We start from the raw sequence: 16,879 nt of genomic DNA, 5'->3' as shown, positions 1-16,879 counted from the left end.
TTGCATCGGGACTGTGCGAGAATGCGACGGGCCCGGCGGGACAATCTCCGCCGGGCCCATCCGAGAGTCGCAGGCACCCGCCTTGGATCAGCCGGCGGATAGCTGGTTGTGCTTGCGGGCGATGAAGGACTTTGCCGTCTCGACCGCCACGGCGGCATCGCGGCAATAGGCGTCGGCGCCGATGGCCCGGCCGAATTCCTCGTTCAGCGGAGCGCCACCCACCAGCACGATATAATCGTCGCGGATGCCTTTTTCCTTCATCGTGTCGATGACGACCTTCATGTAGGGCATGGTCGTGGTCAGCAGGGCGGACATGCCGAGGATGTCGGCCTCTTCGCGGGCGATCGCCTCGAGATAGTTCTCGACCGGGTTGTTGATGCCCAGATCGACCACTTCGAAACCCGCGCCTTCCATCATCATCGAAACCAGGTTCTTGCCGATGTCGTGAATGTCGCCCTTGACGGTTCCGATCACCATCTTGCCCATCTTCGGCGCGCCGGTCTCGGCCAGCAGCGGCTTGAGGATCGCCATGCCGCCCTTCATGGCGTTCGCGGCCAGAAGCACTTCGGGAACAAACAGGATGCCGTCCCGGAAATCATGCCCGACAATGGTCATCCCGGCGACCAGCGCCTTGGTCAGCACGTCATAGGGCGTCCATCCGCGTTCCAGCAGGATGTTGACGCCTTCCTCGATCTCGTCCCTCAGGCCGTCATAGAGGTCGTCCATCATCTGCTGGACCAGTTCCTCATCGCTGAGTTCCGATAGGATGATCTCGTCGTCTCCGGCTGCCATGGTCCGACTCCTGCTGGGTTGCCCCGTCTGGATGCTGGCGATTGACGTTTTCTACATGCAGCAAAGCGACATCTTGCGGTTCACGGGCGACGTGCCGCACGAATCTCTGGCGGGTGTTCCTTTTATGTTCTAGTCTGCGGTCATGTTGCCACCGCGTGATCCCGATGAAACCGTCAAGGCCCGAGGCGCCGACACCCGGCCAGGCGGGCGGTTCGAGCCCTATCGCCGCGAGCGTGAATCCGACGGCTGGGACCTTGCCGAGGAGCCGCATCTGCTGCGGACCGAGGTCGTCAACGAGACGCCCCGCAGCATCATCACCCGCAACTCCTCGCCCGATATTTCCTTCGACCGCTCGATCAATCCCTATCGTGGCTGCGAACATGGCTGCATCTACTGCTATGCGCGGCCCAGCCATGCCTATCTGGGGCTGTCGCCGGGACTGGATTTCGAAACCAGGATCACCGCCAAGCCCGACGCGGCGAGGCTTCTGGAACGCGAGCTTGGGCGGCGGTCCTATCGGCCCGCGCCGATTGCGCTGGGGACGAACACAGACCCCTATCAGCCGATCGAGTCCCGGCTGGCGATCATGCCCGGTATCCTGCGTGTGCTGCGCGACTGGAACCATCCCGTCACGCTGGTGACGCGCGGGCAGACCGTGCTGCGCGATCTGGACCTGTGGGCCGAGATGGCGGCAAGGGACCAGGCCGCCGTGGGGATCAGCGTGACCACGCTGGATGCCGGCCTGGCGCGCGCGCTGGAACCGCGCGCCCCTACCCCGGCGACACGGCTGAGGATGATCCGCGAACTGGCGCGCGCCGGCGTGCCCGTCCGCGTCATGGTCGCACCGGTGATCCCGGTCCTGACCGAGCCAGAGATCGAGGCGATCCTGTCGGCGGCGCGCGAGGCCGGGGCGACCACTGCCAGCATGATCGCGCTGCGCCTGCCGCACGAGGTCGCACCGCTGTTCCGCGACTGGCTGGAACGCCACCGACCAGCCATGGCGGCGCATGTGATGAACCGTGTTCAGGCCATGCGTGGCGGGCGCGACAACGATCCGCGTTTTGGTCACCGCTTCATGGGCGAGGGCGTCGAGGCGCAACTGGCGCGCAATCGCTTTCGGCTGGCGCGCAAGCGGCTGGGATACCGTGAGGGCGGACCCGCGCTGGATTGCAGCCGCTTTGGCGCGCCGCCGCGCAGCGGCGACCAGCTGTCATTGTTCTAGCGGGCCGCGCTCAGCCCCGGCGGCGTCCGCGCCGCTCGCGCGTCGGGCCGTCATCGCCACTTCCATCGCCGGTCGAGCTGAACCCGCCCAGCCTTTCGGCGATCTGCTCAAGCGAGGGGCGGTCGCCGCGCGGGCGGCTTTCCAGCGCGGCGCGCATGGCGCGCAGATGGTCCGGCATGGTGCCGCAGCATCCTCCGATGATGCTGACGCCCATATCGCGCGCCAGGCAGGCGTAATCGGCCATCAGTTCGGGCGTGCCGTCATAATGGATATGGCCTGCCTCGAAGCGCGGGATGCCGGCATTGCCCTTTGCGATGATCGGACGTTCGTTGCCCGAGGCGACGAAACCGATCACCGTGCGCAGCAGGTCGGACGCCCCGACGCCGCAATTCGCGCCATAGGCAACGGGCGGATTGGGAAGCCTTTCGACCAGCGCCGAAAGCTGGGCTGCTGTCACACCCATCATTGTCCGCCCGGCGGTGTCAAAGCTCATCGTGCCGCACCAGGGCATGTCCGCCAGCCTTGCGGCTTCGGCGGCAGCCATGAACTCTTCGGCGGCGCTGATCGTCTCGACCCACAGCACATCCGCCCCGCCGGCCTTCAGCGCCTCGGCCTGTTCGTGGAACATCTCGACGGCGCTTTCGTGCGTCAGGCTGCCCATCGGGGTCATGATGTCGCCGGTGGGACCGATGCTGCCGGCGACGATCACCTTGCGTCCGGCGGCGTCGGCGATTTCCCGCCCCAGCTCGGCCGCGATCCGGTTCAGCTCGCCGACGCGATTCTCGGCGTTGTGCAGCTTGAGGCGGCTGGCATTGCCGCCGAAGCTGTTGGTCAGGAAGATGTCCGACCCCGCCTCGGTCGCGCCGCGATACAGCGCGCGGATCCTGTCCGGCTGGTCGCTGTTCCATAATTCCGGGGCCTCGCCGGCCTCGAGTCCCATGTTGAAAAGATTGGTGCCCGTGGCCCCGTCGGCAAGCAGCCAGTCGCGCGTTTTCAGAAGGTCGCTCAGCGGGTCGGTCATGGAAGTTCCTCTTGAACGGTCGGCGGCGTGGGCCTTGGGCTATCAGCACCCTGCGACAGCGTAAACGGTCCGCGACGAAGAAACAATTTGTCCCCGAACGAACGAAGGGCCGCGCCGGTTGCCCGGCGCGGCCCAGAAAACGTCCCGATCCGCAAGGATCAGTTGCGATCGTCGTCCGAAGCGCCGTCTTCGTCCGCCGAGGCGCCGCCGATATCGTCGAACAGCTCGGAGATTTCGAATTCGGCCTCGGCATCGGCTTCGGCGGCCAGGTCCTGGATCGACTTGCCCTGTGCCTGAAGTTCGGCTTCTTCGTTCGACCGGGCAACGTTCAGCGTGATTGTCGCCTCGACCTCGGGGTGCAGCACGACGGTGACGTCATGCAGGCCCAGATCCTTGATCGGAGCGCGCAGGACGACCTGCTTGCGGTCGACGGTGAAGCCGGCTTCGGTCGCGGTGTCGGCGGCGTCACGGGTCGTGACCGAACCGTAAAGCGCGCCCGAATCGGAAGCCGAGCGGATGATGACGAAGGTTTCACCGTCCAGCTTGCTGGCGACCTTCTGGGCCTCCGCCTTGGATTCGGCGTTGCGGGCTTCCAGTTGGATCTTGCGATCCTCGAAAGCGGCGATGTTGGCGTCGGATGCGCGCAGAGCCTTGCCCTGGGGCAAAAGGAAGTTGCGTGCAAAGCCTTCTTTGACCTTCACCACTTCGCCCATCTGGCCCAGCTTGGCCACGCGTTCCAGCAGGATGACTTGCATGTTCTCGGTCCTCCTTACTTCACGACATAGGGCAGCAGGGCAAGAAAGCGGGCGCGTTTGATGGCACGGGCCAACTCGCGCTGCTTCTTGGCCGAGACGGCGGTGATGCGAGAGGGCACGATCTTGCCGCGTTCGCTGATATAGCGCTGCAGCAGACGGGTGTCCTTGTAGTCGATCGCCGGCGCGTTATCGCCCGAGAACGGGCAGACCTTGCGGCGGCGGAAAAACGGTTTGTTCGCCATGTCCTAAGATCCTTTTTAGTTGCGGTCGCGACGATCGCCGCGATCGCCACGGCGGTCGCCACGCTCTTCGCGCTTCTGCATCTGAACCGAGGGGCCTTCCTGATGCTCGTCCACGCGGATGGTCATCACGCGCATCACGTCATCATGCAGGCGTGCCAGACGCTCCATCTCCTGAACGGCGTCCGACGGGGCGTCGCTGCGCATGAAGGCGTAATGGCCCTTGCGGTTCTTGTTGATCTTGTAGGCGAGGGTGCGGACACCCCAGTATTCATTGTCCACGACCTTGCCGCCATTATCGGCGAGAATGGTCGAGAAATGTTCGATCAGCCCTTCGGCCTGCGTGTTCGACAGGTCCTGGCGGGCGATCAGCACATGCTCATACAGAGGCATGGCGATCCTTTCATCATCGGGCGCACTTCATAGGCGGGATCAGACCTTCCGCACCCGCCACGAGAGGTTGCGCGGTTGCAAGATCTCGGCGGAAGGATGCGGCCTTATATCGGCAAGCGCTGCGGATGCAAGGCAATTCGGGGCGCGGGGTCTGCGTTGCGGTCTTCGCGCAGGGCAACGCTGCGCCGCTTGACACAGATCAATGTCGCCGCTGCCCGAAAATCATATTCTCAATTTAATATATGAAAGCTACGGAGGGAACATGCGTCGCCTCGATACTGCCGGATTGAACCGGCGCAGCGTGCTGGGACTGGCCGCCGCCGGCGGCGCGGCCGCGGTGCTGCCCGGCCCGGCGCGGGCGGCGGCTTCGCGTGTGGCCAGCAATGCGCGGATCGTGATCCTGGGCGCGGGGGCAGGCGGCGCTGCGATCGCAAACCGCCTCGCCGCGCGGCTTGAGGGCGCCAGCATCACCATCGTGGATGGCCGCAAGGATCACTGGTATCAGCCGGGCTTCACGCTGATCGCGGCCGGGCTGAAGCCGGCCGCCTATTCGGTCAGCGCCACGGACCTCTGGTTGCCCGAGGGCATCACCTGGCTTCCCGAATACGCGGCCTCGATCGATCCCGTGGCGCAGCGTGTGACCACGGTGTCGGGTCACGCGCTGGATTATGATTACCTGATTCTCGCCACCGGCCTGGTCCTCGACTGGGCCGCGATCGAGGGGTTCGATCTGGCGCAGGTCGGCCAGAACGGTCTGGGCGCGGTCTATGCCGGCCCCGAACACGCCGCGGCGACCTGGCGTGCGATGGACGACTTCACGCGGAAAGGCGGCACCGCCCTGTTCGGACGCCCGCCGACCGAGATGAAATGCGCCGGCGCGCCGCTGAAATACACCTTCATCACCGACGACTATGCGCGCCGCCGTGGCACACGCGCCGACAGCAACCTCATCTATGCGGCCCACAATGACACGTTGTTCTCGGTCCCGATCGTGAACGAGAAGGTCAAGCTGCTCTATCGCGATCGCGGCGTGGATACCCGCTGGAACCATGTGCTGAAGGCCGTGGACCCCGCCGCGCGGCAAGCCGTCTTTGACACGCCCGAGGGCGAAACGTCTCTGGACTACGACTTCATCAACGTCATCCCGCCGCAACGGGCACCTCAGGTCGTGCGGGATGCCGGCCTCTCCTGGGGGGACAGATGGACCGACCAGGGCTGGATCGAGGTCGATCCCGCCACGCTGCGTCATCTGCGATATCCCAATGTCTTCGGCGTGGGCGATATCAATGGCGTGCCCAAGGGCAAGACGGCAGCCTCGGTCAAATGGCAGGTGCCGGTGGTCGAGGATCACCTTGTCGCGGACATCCAGGGACGCGAAGGCACGCAGCGCTATAACGGCTACACCTCCTGTCCGCTGATCACCCGGATCGGCCGGGCGATGCTGGTCGAGTTCGACTACGACAACAACCTGACACCGTCCTTCCCCGGCATCATCGCGCCCCTCGAAGAGCTGTGGGTCAGCTGGCTGATGAAGGAAATCGCCCTCAAGCCCACCTACAACGCCATGCTGCGCGGAAAGGCCTGAACGATGGAGGATCTGACCGTCGAAACCCTGATCGCCGTGTCCGAAGAGATCTTCGGCCGGCTGACCTTCTGGCTTCTGGTGCTGCTGGCGCTGGCGATCACCGGCCTGTTTCTGTGGACGCTCTGGCGCGATGGCGGTGTCAGTTCGCGCCGGTTCCTGCTGGCGCAGCTGTGGTTTCCCCCCGGCGCGATCGCCATGGTCGGTTTCATGCTGTGGATGACCAGTTCGCGGCTGACCGATATCGGCGGGCCGATCGACTGGATCGCATTGCTTGGCCTGGGCATCTGGGGCGGGGTCGGCGCGGTGATGTGGGCCTATGCCCTTGGCGGGCTGGCCCGGCGCAGACCCCCGGCCTGAACGGCTGGCGGCAAGAGGATGGAACACGCCATGAACGACATCTCGACGGCGGTGCCGAGCCGCCTGGAGCATTTCCCGATCACCTTCTTCGCGACCACGATGGGTCTGGGCGGGCTGACCCTGGCGCTGCGCGCGGGCTTCGGCGCGGCGTCGTCCCTGCATCTTGGCGCGCTGGCGCTGACGTCGCTGGTTTTCCTGGCGGTGGCCGGGCTCTATCTGGCGAAGATCCTGCGCCATCCGGCAGCGGTCGCGTCGGAATGGCATCACCCGGTGCGGCTGGCGTTTTTTCCAACGATCACGATCTCGATCCTGATCCTGGCGACGGCGATGCTGCCGGTGCTGCCACGGACCGCGGCGCTGGTCTGGCTGGTGGGGACGATCGGGCAGGGCGCGCTGACCCTCGCCGTCGTCTCGGGCTGGATCGGGGCGCGCAGCTTCCAGCATGGCCATATCTCGCCGGCATGGTTCATCCCCGCGGTCGGCAATGTCATCGTGCCGGTCGCCGGAGCGCAGCTGGGCTGGACCGAGACCAGCTGGCTGTTCTTTTCGGCGGGCATGATCTTCTGGATCATGCTGCTGACCGTGGTCTTCAACCGGCTGATCTTTCACGATCCGCTGCCCGGCCGGTTGCAGCCGACGCTGGTCATCCTGATCGCCCCGCCCGCCGTCGCCTATATCGCCTGGGTGCGGCTGACCGACGGGAACGACGCCTTCGGCCATGTCCTGCTGAATCTGGGCTATGTGTTCGCGGCGCTGGTGGCCACGCAATTGCCGCGCATCATGCGGCTGCCCTTCGCCTTGTCCTTCTGGGCGCTCAGCTTTCCGGTGGCCGCGCTGGCAATCGCCAGCCTGCTGCATGCCGAGGTCGCGGCATCGCCCCTGCATCGCGACATCGGCATGGCCCTGACGGGCGTGCTGTCCGCCCTGATCCTTGCGCTGCTGTGGCGCACGTTCCGCGCCATTCTGGCGGGGGAAATCTGCCAACCCGAATGAGGAGAACGATTTCATGAAGAAATCCACGATTGTCGCCGCCGTGCTGGCGCTTCTGCCCGCGCTGGCCGTCGCGCAACAGCCCGACACGCCCCGCGTCATCACCATCCTGACCGCGCCCGAGCCGCAGACCCAGTTGATGGCGATGGTCCTGACCGCGAACGCGGTTGCCAAGGGCGCCGAGGCCAGCATCCTGCTGTGCGGTCCGGCTGCCGACATCGCGCTGAAGGACGCGCCGGCCAGCGCGACCCAGGGCCAGCCGCCGAAGGACGCCTCGCCGCAGGGGCTGATGCTGAAGATGGTCCAGGAGGCCGGCGTTCAGGCGCAGGTCTGTGCGATATACCTGCCCGGCCGCGGCGAAGGTCCCGAGGCGTTGGTCGAGGGTGTGACCCCCGCCAGACCCGATGCGATGGCGGATGAACTTATCCGTCCCGGAAGTGTCGTGCTGAGCTTCTAGAGTTTGACGAGTCGAGTATGGTCACGAGTCGGGGCGGTCGCGATACGCGGCCGCCCTTTCATTTCGCCCGCGGCCGATTATATTCCATAAAATCTATATCAAGAACCGGAGGACCCATGTTCAGCAAGGAAAGCCCACCGCGCGGCAGCGGATCGCCCCATGTCGTCGGCTTCTACGACCAGCCGACCGGCAGCGCGCAATATCTGGTCTGGGACCCGGCCACCAGGAAGGCCGCCCTGATCGACGTGGTGCAGGATTTCGACCCGCGCAGCGCCTCGACCCGCCACGACGCGGCGGCATGGGCGCTGGACCAGATCGCGCGGCGCGACCTGACGCTGGAATGGATCCTCGATACCCACCCGCATGCCGATCACCTGATGGATTCGGCCTGGCTGAAACAGCAGACCGGGGTGCAGAACGCCATTGGCGAGAAGGTGCTTGAAATCGCGGATCTGTGGGAGGGCATCTACAACACCCCCGGCGCCTTCGATCCGCGTGCGGATTTCGACCATCTGTTCGCGGATGGCGACGAATTCATGCTGGGCGAGATCCCGGTGCGCGTCATGCTGCATACCGGGCACACGCTGGGGTCGATCAGCTATGTCATCGGCGACGCCGCCTTTGTTCACGACACCTTCATGCAGCCCGATGTCGGCACCTCGCGCGCGGATTTCCCGGGCGGTTCGTCCAGCGAGCTTTACGACAGCCTGATGTCGATCCTGTCCCTGCCCGACGACACACGGGTCTTCATCGGCCACGACTATGGCACCAGCGAGCGCGAGGAGCCTGCCTGGGAATCGACCGTGGCAGAGCAAAAGGCCCATAACGCCCATGTCGGTGGCGGCGTCGGTCGCGAGGCGTTCATGAAGATCCGCGACGACCGCGACGCGACCCTCGCCCTGCCCGACCGGATGCTGCACGCCTTGCAGGTCAATCTGCGCGGCGGCCGCCTGCCTGAACCCGAAGCGGACGGGCAGAGTTACTTCAAGATACCGGCCAACAAATTCGAGGAGCCATCGTCATGAAGAGCGAAGACACCGGGCACGGCGTGCTGGAAACATGGACCGTGGACGAAGTCCACGACGCGCTGCACAAGGGCAACATCGCCGTGATCGACGTCCGCACCGCCCAGGAATACATGTTCGAGCATATCGACGGCGCGCTTCTGGCTCCGATGGGCCAGATCCGCCCCGATCGGCTGCCTTCGACGGATAGCAAGCCGCTGGTCTTCTACTGCGGATCGTCCAAACGGTCCGAGAACGTGGCCCGCTCGCTGCTGGCGGCCGGACACGCGAAGATCGCCCATATGCAAGGCGGCTTTGCGGCGTGGAAAGAGGCGGGCAAGAGCTATATCGGCACCGACATGTCGAGCGGCGCGCCGCAAAGGGTCGATTCGGCCCGCGAATAAGTCCTGCTCAACGCTTTTTCCATCCGTGGTCCGCGCACCCTGCCGGCAGCGCCGTTGCGGCGTTCGGTCACCTCCGTGACATGGACCGGGCCGCCGGTGGCCCGGCGGCTTGCGATGCCGCAGCCCGAGGGGCACTGTGCGGTTGACGAAACGTGACGACGGGGGGCGCCATGGCGCTGGAAGATGCCAAGACGCAGGTCGATCAGGCCTTTGCGCGCGATGATCCGCGCGGACCGTCCTATGAGAACGCCTTCGGGGGCGCGACCAGCTTCCTGCGCCGCCGCTATTCCAAGGATCTGTCCGGGGTCGATGTCGCGGTGACCGGCATACCCTTCGATCAGGCGGTGACCAACCGGCCCGGCACCCGGTTCGGGCCGCGCGCGATCCGCGAGGCTTCGACCCTGCAACCTTATGATCCGCCCTATGGCTGGGGCTATGACCCGCTGTCGCTGCTGCATGTCGTCGATTGCGGCGACATGGCCTTCGACTATGCGAGGACGCAGGATGTGCCGTCGCGAATCGAATCGCATGTCGGTGCGATCCTGGACTCGGGTGCGGCGCCGGTGACGCTGGGGGGCGATCATTCGATCACCCTGCCGATCCTGCGCGCGGTGGCGCGCAGGCGGGGCCCGGTGGCTCTGATCCAGTTCGACGCCCATTCCGACAGCTGGGTCGATGACGACCCCGACCGGATCGATCACGGCACATTCCTCTACAAGGCGATTCGCGAGGGGATCGTGGATCCCCTCGCAAGCGTCTCGGTCGGCATCCGTACCGACAATCCCGACACGCTGGGGGTCACCATCCTCGACGCGCTTTCGGTTCACGAGGACGGCATCGCGCGGACGCTGGCGCGGATCCGCGAGGTCGTGGCGGGCCGTCCGGTCTATGTGACCTTCGACATCGACGCGCTGGATCCGGCCTTTGCGCCCGGCACCGGCACGCCGGTCTGGGGCGGGCTGGCGTCGTGGCAGGCGGCGGCGCTGCTGCGCGGGCTTGCCGGAATCGATCTGATCGGTGGCGACGTGGTCGAGGTCTCGCCGCCCTATGACACCACCGGCGCGACCGCCATCGCAGGCGCCCATGTCGCAACGGAACTGATCGCGCTTTACGGCTGGACGCGGCGCTGAATTGCGTCCCGCGGCGGCCGGGGGCGCTCCGCCCCCCGGACCCCCCGGCCACCCCCCCCCCCGCCGACCCCGCGAGGATATTTCCCGACCAAAGCAGGCCCGGTCGCTTGCCCAGAGCGGGACGGGCGGGTAATCGGTCCGGATGCTGCCAGAAGACCGCCTTGCCCAGATTGTCCAGCGTTTCGAGTTTCTCGAGGCGCAGCTGAATGCCGGAGCCTCGCCCGAGAAGATCGCGGTGATCAGCCGCGAATATGCCGAGTTGAAGCCGGTGGTCGAACAGATCGCGCAGTGGCGCGCGGCGCGCGATGGCATCGAGGACGCACAGGCGATGCTGGTCGATCCCGAGATGCGCGGCCTCGCGGAGGAGGAGACGGCGCGGCTGCGCGCGCAATTGCCCGCGCTGGAGCAGGCGCTGCGGGTCGCCCTGCTGCCCAGGGACGCGGCCGATGCGCGCCCTGCGATCATCGAGATCCGTCCCGGAACCGGCGGCGACGAGGCCGCTCTGTTCGCCGCGGATCTGCTGACGATGTATCGCCGTCATGCCGAACAGCAGGGCTGGAACTTCCAGTTGCTGGAACTGGCCGAGACCGAGCTTGGTGGCGTCAAGGAGGCGGTCGCGCGGATCGAGGGCGAGGGCGTCTTTGCGCGGTTGAAATATGAATCCGGCGTGCATCGGGTCCAGCGCGTGCCGACGACGGAATCCGGGGGGCGGATCCATACCAGCGCCGCGACCGTCGCCGTGCTGCCCGAGGCCGCCGAGGATGTCGATATCGACATCCCGGCCGGCGATATCCGCATCGACACGATGCGGGCGTCGGGGGCGGGCGGCCAGCATGTGAACACGACCGATTCGGCCGTGCGGATCACCCACCTGCCGACCGGAATCGTCGTCACCAGCAGCGAAAAGTCGCAGCACCAGAACCGCGCCAACGCCATGGCGGTTCTGCGCGCCCGGCTTTACGACATGCAGCGCAGCCAGGCCGATGCCGCGCGTGCCGCCGACCGCAAGAGCCAGGTCGGCGGCGGCGACCGCTCCGAGCGTATCCGGACCTATAATTTTCCCCAGGGCCGCATGACCGATCATCGCATCAACCTGACGCTCTATGCGCTGGACCGGGTGATGGCCGGCGACCTGACCGAAATCATCGACGCCCTGACCGCCCATGATCAGGCGGCGCGACTGGCCGCCCAGGAATGAAGCTGTCGCAGGCGCGGGCCGAGGCGGTCGCCACGCTGCGAGAGGCCGGGATCGCGGGCGCGGCGCGCGATGCCGACCGGATCCTGGCCGGCCTGCTGGGGATCGAGCCCGCGCGCCTGCGAAGCGCCGATGACCGTCCACTGACCGCGCCCGAACTTGCGCGCCTGCGCGCGGGCATCGCCGCACGCGCAGCCCGCCAGCCGGTCGCGCAGATCGTCGGTTTTCGCGATTTCTACGCCCACCGGTTCCGCGTGACCCCTGACACGCTGGACCCTCGCCCCGAGACCGAAACTCTGGTCGAGGCCGCGCTGGCGATGCCGTGGCGCAGTGTTCTGGACATGGGCACCGGGACCGGCGCGATCCTTCTGTCGCTGCTGGCGGCGCGTCCGGGCGCGACCGGGACGGGAACCGACATCTCGGCGGCCGCGCTTGAGGTGGCCCGTGACAATGCCCGGCGCCTGCGGGTGGCTGCCCGGTTCCAGCAGGCGGACTGGTATGATGGCGTCGTGGGCCGCTTTGATCTGATCGTGTCCAACCCGCCCTATATCGCCGAATCCGAGATGGCGGGGCTGAGCCCCGAGGTGCGGGAATGGGAACCGCGCAAGGCCCTGACCGACGGGGCGGACGGCCTGACCGCCTATGGGATCATCGCCGCGGGCGCACGCGACCATCTGACCCCGGGGGGGCGGTTGCTGGTCGAGATCGGGCCCGCGCAGGGCGCCGATGTCGCCGCGATTCTTCGCGCGCAGGGCGCGGAAATTCGCCTGATCCGCGACCTCGACGGGCGGGATCGCGTCGTCTCGGCCTGCTTCGGGTCGTGACGCGCGACAATCGGCCCGAAAAAGCCCGTCAAATGCCCGATTGGCCCTTGTCACCGTCGCGCCCGCATGGTTAGTCACGGTCGTGTCGGGGCCGAAAGGCTTCCGCACGGGTCAGCCTTGACATGCCGATGCCAACTGGACGCAGATCGCGCCCCGAAAGATACAAGGCGGAGGATGACGGCACGGCGCGGTGATTTTCCGCGTTGCCGCCCGAATCGACATCCAGACCCATCTGGACCCCGGAATTCCCTGGAACCACGACAGACAGACTGATGAGATCATCCAAATCCCGTTCGCGTAACAAGACGAACCGCCAGCGTTCGCTGGGGAACATTGTGAACCGTGTCTTTGACAGCTCGGGTCCCGAGGGCAAGGTCCGCGGCACGCCACAGCAGATCATCGAGAAATACTTGGCCCTGGCGCGTGACGCGCAGCTTTCCAACGACCGCGTGGCCGAGCAGAGCTTCTTCCAGCATGCCGAGCATTACACGCGGATGCTGGGCGAGGCGCAGCGGGAAATGGCCGAGCGGCAACAGGGCCAGCACGGCCAGAACCCGCGCCAGCAGGGCGACGACGACAATCAGTCCGCCCGCGAGGGGAATGGCCGCGAAGGCGGCCAGAACGGCACGGGTCGCGATCATGGCGGGCGCGACCATCCCGGGCGCGATCAGTCGGGCGGCGACCAGTCCGGGCGCGAACAGGGTAGCCGGGATCAGTCCGGGCGCGACGACGTCCAGCGCGACCATGGGCAGCGCGACCAGAACCGCCGGCACGACGAAGAGCCCGCCGAAGCGCGCCGCGACGAGCAGCCGGCGAATGGTTCCGAGACGCGCGATACGGATCAGAGAAAGCCTGAACCGCGCGGCCGTACGCGCCGTGCGCCGCAGGCTGCCCGCGGGGCCGATCAGGACACAGGCCCGCAAGCTCTGCCGGACGCCGTGGATTCCGACGGCGCCGAAAAGGCGGCATCGTTCGGCAGCGACGAGGCCGAGAAGCCCAAGCCGAAAGCCGCCAGGCCCCGCGCGCCGCGCAGTGCCGCGCCACGCACGCGCCGCAAGCCCTCTGCCGACGACACGGCAGAGCCCGGCCCGGCTGCGTCCAGGCCGGCTGACAGCGACGCCGATCAAGGCTGAGCGAAGCGGGCGATCCGACTGGAAAAGACCGCTTGCGCGGTCTTTTTTCATGGGTCCGGCCGGTGTCGGCCACGGCCTTTCCGATGAAGTTCGCGGGCCAGCCTGCGCGACGCAGCCCCTGCCGGGCAAGCGGCACCGCCGCGGACGCGGCGGGTCTAGGGTTCCGCGGCGGTCTCGCGCAGCGATTTCAAGGCGCGCGCCAGCGCACAGAAATGTTCGAGGTCGATTTCCTCGGCCCGCGCCGTGGGGACGATGCCAACCCGTTCCAGAACGGTCTCGATCCCGGGATGCAGGCCGCGCAGGCTGGCGCGCAGCATCTTGCGGCGCTGGTTGAACGCCGCCGCGGTGACCTGCGACAGGACCGCCGGATCGGCCGGAAAGCGCGGCTCGGGAAGCGCTGTCAGTTGCACCACCGCAGAGTGGACCTTGGGCGCGGGCACGAAGGCCTCGGGCGGCAGGGTCATCACGATCTGCGCGTCGGCCCGCCACTGGGCCAGAAGCGCGAGGCGGCCATAGGCCTTGCCGCCGGGCCGCGCGACGATCCGCTCGGCAACCTCTTTCTGGAACATCAGCGTCAGCGATTGCCAGAACGGCGGCCAGTCGGGCGGGGTCAGCCAGCGGATCAGCAGTTCCGTGCCGATATTGTAGGGCAGATTGGCGGCGATCCGGATCGGCGGGGTCAGATGCGCCAGCGGATCGATCTTCAGCGCATCGCCCTCGATGACCGTCAACCTGCCCGGATAGGCCGCGGCGATCTCGGCCAGCGCGGGCAATGTGCGGCCGTCCTTCTCGATCACCAGCACATGCCGGGCTCCCTCGGCCAGCAGGCCGCGCGTCAGCCCACCCGGACCGGGCCCGATCTCGAGCACATCGCAGCGTGTCAGGTCGCCCGCCTGCCGGGCGATCTTGGCGGTCAGGTTCAGGTCCAGCAGGAAGTTCTGGCCGAGCTGCTTCCTGGCGCGCAGATCGTGGCGGGCGATGACCTCGCGCAGGGGGGGCAGGTTGTCGATGCTGCTCATCCGGCGTCCGACCCGCATGTTGCGTCCCGCGACGGCCGGGGGCTGGCTGCCCCCGGACCCCCGCAGGCCTTCGCGCGACGCGGAATCCTCATCCGCGGGTCGCCGCCATGTCCCGGGCCATGCGAAGCGCGGCGATGGTCGAGGTGGGATCGGCGCGACCCCGGCCGGCAATGTCGAAGGCGGTGCCGTGATCGGGCGAGGTGCGGATGAAGGGCAGACCCAGCGTGACGTTCACGCCGCCGGCGAAGTCCAGCGTCTTGATCGGGATCAGCGCCTGGTCGTGATAGGCGCAGATCGCCGCGTCATGGCGGGCGCGGGCGGCGGCATGGAACATGGTGTCGGCGGGCAGCGGGCCGGCGATGTCCAGCCCCTCGGCGCGCAGCCGGTCCAGCAGCGGGCGGATCCGGTCGATTTCATCGCGCCCCATCGTGCCGCCTTCGCCGGCATGGGGGTTCAGCCCGGCGACGGCAAGGCGCGGGTCCGGGATGCCGAAATCGCGGATCAGCGCCGAGTGGGTGATGCGGATCGCCTGTTCCAGCGCCTGATCGCTGAGCGCGGCCGGCACCTGCGACAGCGGGATGTGGATGGTGGCGGGCACCACGCGGCAGGGCGGGTCGATCGTGGTCGAGGCCAGCATCATCGCGACCGGCACGCCGCCGGCCAGATCGGCAAGGTATTCGGTGTGGCCCGGGAAGGCGAAGCCCGCGCCCTCCTTCAGCGCCTGCTTGCTGATCGGCAGCGTGGTGATCGCCGCCGCCTCGCCATGCATGACCATTTCCACGGCGCGGGCGATCACCGCGATCACGCCCTTCGCGTTGGCGGGGTCGGGTCTGCCGGGCGTCGCGGCAGCGGCGAATTCGTGCGGCAGCACCGGCAGCAGCCCCTCTGGCACGGGGTCAGAGGGCGCGCTGATTTCCTGAAAGCCCGTCCCTGGGGGCAGGTGGCGCGGATCGCCGATCCATGCGAACTCCACGCCCGATGCCAGCGCCAGCGGCGCCAGTTCGGGGCCGATCCCGGCGGGTTCGCCGCAGGTCAGGAGGATCCGGCCGCTGGTGGCTCGCCCGGTCATTGCCGCCGCACCGCCCATCTCAAGGCCGCCGGATCACCGCGTCGGCGCGCAGTTCGGCCAGATAGGCGTCGGCCGCGGTGGCGGCCTTGCGGCTGAACAGCTCTTCGCGAACCACCTGGCGGCTGGGAACGCCCCGGTTGTCAGGCACGGCCGCCTCGACCCCGTCATCGGGCAGCGCGGTGGTGGCCACGTCGTTCTGCGCCTCGGCGAGGATCGCCGGCTGGCGCGAGCACAGCATCACCAGTTCGGCGGCGTTGCCGTAATTGACCACCGCCGCCTCGTCGTCATCCAGCGAGGCAAGCTGGGTGGCGATCAGCGTCGGGATGGCGTTCTGCGAGACGGTCTGGCGCTGGATCGCGGCGGCGGCGCTGCCGGCCTCGGCGTAAAGCGTGTCGCAGCTGCGCACGCGCGCGGCCAGGGCCGTCGCCTCGGCGGCCGAGGCCAGCCGCAGGGTCATGTAGTCCAGCACCTGTTCCTTCGCGCCGGGCCGAAGCGTGCCCTGCGTGTCGCGCAGATGGAACAGCACCACGGCGCCCGGAATGTTCAGCGGCTGGCTTGTCTGGCCGGGCCGCAGCGCCAGGATCACCGGCCGCAGGGTCGGCGGCAGATTGTCGATATCGACCCAGTTCAGCCGGCCCCCGGCACCGGCCGACCCGGCCGCCGAATACTGGCGTGCGGCGGCGGCGAACTGCGCCTCGGACGGGTTGCCCCCGGCAATCGAGGCGGCGCGGCTCATGGCCGCCTGTTCCTGGCCCTGCGGAGCCGGGATGATCAGTTCGGACAGCAACACGCGGGTGACGATCGGCGTCTCGACCTGGCGCTTCATCTCCTGATCGATCTCGGCCTCAGAGATGTTCAGAAGCGGCACCAGGCGCTGGCGAATGACCGCGCGCCACGCCACCCCGGCCTCGACGAAATCGCGATAGACCTGGCGTTCGACCCCGGCCCGCTCCAGCGCTGCGGCGAATTCGGCCGAAGACAGTCCCGCCCGACCGGCGAATTCATCAAGCCCGATCTGCAAGCCCTCGTCGGTGACCTCGATGCCCTGCTGCCGCGCGGCATGCATCCGCAGCCGGTCCGCGACCAGCGCATCCTCGGCCTCGGCCGCCGTGGTCGCCGGCGCGCCCAGGATCTGCATGAAGCGCAGGCGCTGTTGCACCTCGTATCGCGTGACCGCGCGGTCGTTGACATAAACGACCGGCTCGAACGGGTTTTGCGCGGCTGCCGGGACGGCTGCGCCTGTAAGCAGGCTCGCCGCCAGGACGATGCCGGAAAGGATGTGCCGCATCT

The 16,879-nt window shown here is 67.4% G+C and carries 19 protein-coding genes; 11 read left to right on the top strand and 8 right to left on the bottom strand.

Going from position 1 to position 16,879, the window contains the following annotated elements:
• Positions 1–87: 87 nt before the first annotated feature.
• Complete coding sequence (locus L1965_RS05625; protein ID WP_235755420.1) at positions 88–792, bottom strand: corrinoid protein; 705 nt, start codon at positions 790–792, stop codon at positions 88–90.
• Between the two features lie 142 nt (positions 793–934).
• On the opposite strand from L1965_RS05625, the gene L1965_RS05620 reads away from it, so the two are divergent.
• Complete coding sequence (locus L1965_RS05620) at positions 935–2,014, top strand: PA0069 family radical SAM protein (RefSeq protein WP_235755419.1); 1,080 nt, start codon at positions 935–937, stop codon at positions 2,012–2,014.
• Positions 2,015–2,024: 10 nt separating this feature from the next.
• Here L1965_RS05620 and bmt read toward each other — a convergent pair whose 3' ends face one another.
• From bmt to rpsF, 4 genes are all read right to left on the bottom strand, one after another.
• Positions 2,025–3,035 carry a betaine--homocysteine S-methyltransferase gene (gene bmt / locus L1965_RS05615; protein WP_235755418.1) on the bottom strand — a complete coding sequence of 337 codons (1,011 nt, stop codon included), beginning with the start codon at positions 3,033–3,035 and terminating at the stop codon, positions 2,025–2,027.
• A gap of 158 nt (positions 3,036–3,193) precedes the next feature.
• A complete protein-coding gene (rplI, locus tag L1965_RS05610; RefSeq protein ID WP_235755417.1) occupies positions 3,194–3,790 on the bottom strand; it encodes a 50S ribosomal protein L9 in 597 nt (198 codons plus the stop codon).
• A 14-nt stretch (positions 3,791–3,804) separates the two neighbouring features.
• Positions 3,805–4,032, bottom strand: coding sequence for a 30S ribosomal protein S18 (gene rpsR / locus L1965_RS05605; protein WP_042247758.1), 228 nt, complete (start codon positions 4,030–4,032; stop codon positions 3,805–3,807).
• A 15-nt stretch (positions 4,033–4,047) separates the two neighbouring features.
• Entirely contained in the window at positions 4,048–4,422 is a 375-nt protein-coding gene (gene rpsF / locus L1965_RS05600) for a 30S ribosomal protein S6 (RefSeq protein ID WP_235755416.1), read from the bottom strand.
• 262 nt (positions 4,423–4,684) lie between these two features.
• Here rpsF and L1965_RS05595 point away from each other — a divergent pair, with 262 nt between their 5' ends.
• The 10 genes from L1965_RS05595 (at position 4,685) to L1965_RS05550 (ending at position 13,501) form a co-directional block, all read left to right on the top strand.
• Complete coding sequence (locus L1965_RS05595) at positions 4,685–6,007, top strand: NAD(P)/FAD-dependent oxidoreductase (protein WP_235755415.1); 1,323 nt, start codon at positions 4,685–4,687, stop codon at positions 6,005–6,007.
• Between the two features lie 3 nt (positions 6,008–6,010).
• Positions 6,011–6,364, top strand: coding sequence for a DUF5368 domain-containing protein (locus L1965_RS05590; RefSeq protein WP_235755414.1), 354 nt, complete (start codon positions 6,011–6,013; stop codon positions 6,362–6,364).
• 30 nt (positions 6,365–6,394) lie between these two features.
• Entirely contained in the window at positions 6,395–7,357 is a 963-nt protein-coding gene (locus L1965_RS05585) for an SLAC1 anion channel family protein (RefSeq protein WP_235755413.1), read from the top strand.
• 13 nt (positions 7,358–7,370) lie between these two features.
• Positions 7,371–7,811, top strand: a complete 441-nt coding sequence (locus L1965_RS05580; protein WP_235755412.1) for a DsrE family protein — start codon at positions 7,371–7,373, stop codon at positions 7,809–7,811.
• A 116-nt stretch (positions 7,812–7,927) separates the two neighbouring features.
• A complete protein-coding gene (locus L1965_RS05575; RefSeq protein WP_235755411.1) occupies positions 7,928–8,836 on the top strand; it encodes an MBL fold metallo-hydrolase in 909 nt (302 codons plus the stop codon).
• Complete coding sequence (locus L1965_RS05570) at positions 8,833–9,219, top strand: rhodanese-like domain-containing protein (RefSeq protein ID WP_235755410.1); 387 nt, start codon at positions 8,833–8,835, stop codon at positions 9,217–9,219. Before L1965_RS05575 ends, L1965_RS05570 begins: the two co-directional genes overlap by 4 nt.
• Before the next feature lie 170 nt (positions 9,220–9,389).
• Entirely contained in the window at positions 9,390–10,349 is a 960-nt protein-coding gene (gene speB, locus L1965_RS05565; protein WP_235755409.1) for an agmatinase, read from the top strand.
• Between the two features lie 142 nt (positions 10,350–10,491).
• The gene (gene prfA / locus L1965_RS05560; protein WP_235755408.1) at positions 10,492–11,547 is read left to right on the top strand and encodes a peptide chain release factor 1; all 1,056 of its coding nucleotides are present in this window, start codon (positions 10,492–10,494) and stop codon (positions 11,545–11,547) included.
• On the top strand, positions 11,544–12,368 hold the full coding sequence (gene prmC / locus L1965_RS05555; RefSeq protein WP_235755407.1) for a peptide chain release factor N(5)-glutamine methyltransferase: 825 nt from the start codon (positions 11,544–11,546) through the stop codon (positions 12,366–12,368). Before prfA ends, prmC begins: the two co-directional genes overlap by 4 nt.
• Positions 12,369–12,640: 272 nt before the next feature.
• On the top strand, positions 12,641–13,501 hold the full coding sequence (locus L1965_RS05550; RefSeq protein WP_241865425.1) for a DUF4167 domain-containing protein: 861 nt from the start codon (positions 12,641–12,643) through the stop codon (positions 13,499–13,501).
• Between the two features lie 155 nt (positions 13,502–13,656).
• Here L1965_RS05550 and rsmA read toward each other — a convergent pair whose 3' ends face one another.
• The 3 genes from rsmA to L1965_RS05535 form a co-directional block, all read right to left on the bottom strand.
• A complete protein-coding gene (rsmA, locus tag L1965_RS05545) occupies positions 13,657–14,520 on the bottom strand; it encodes a 16S rRNA (adenine(1518)-N(6)/adenine(1519)-N(6))-dimethyltransferase RsmA (protein ID WP_235755405.1) in 864 nt (287 codons plus the stop codon).
• Between the two features lie 88 nt (positions 14,521–14,608).
• A complete protein-coding gene (pdxA, locus tag L1965_RS05540; protein WP_235755404.1) occupies positions 14,609–15,589 on the bottom strand; it encodes a 4-hydroxythreonine-4-phosphate dehydrogenase PdxA in 981 nt (326 codons plus the stop codon).
• A gap of 19 nt (positions 15,590–15,608) precedes the next feature.
• On the bottom strand, positions 15,609–16,877 hold the full coding sequence (locus tag L1965_RS05535; protein WP_235755403.1) for a peptidylprolyl isomerase: 1,269 nt from the start codon (positions 16,875–16,877) through the stop codon (positions 15,609–15,611).
• Between the last annotated feature and the right edge of the window lie 2 nt (positions 16,878–16,879).

Origin of the sequence: Paracoccus salsus, assembly GCF_021556615.1 — a bacterium.
Taxonomy (GTDB): Bacteria; Pseudomonadota; Alphaproteobacteria; order Rhodobacterales; family Rhodobacteraceae; genus Paracoccus; species Paracoccus salsus.
The sequence above is the reverse complement of the archived record's forward strand: the minus strand, read 5'-3'. Positions and strand labels throughout refer to the sequence as shown.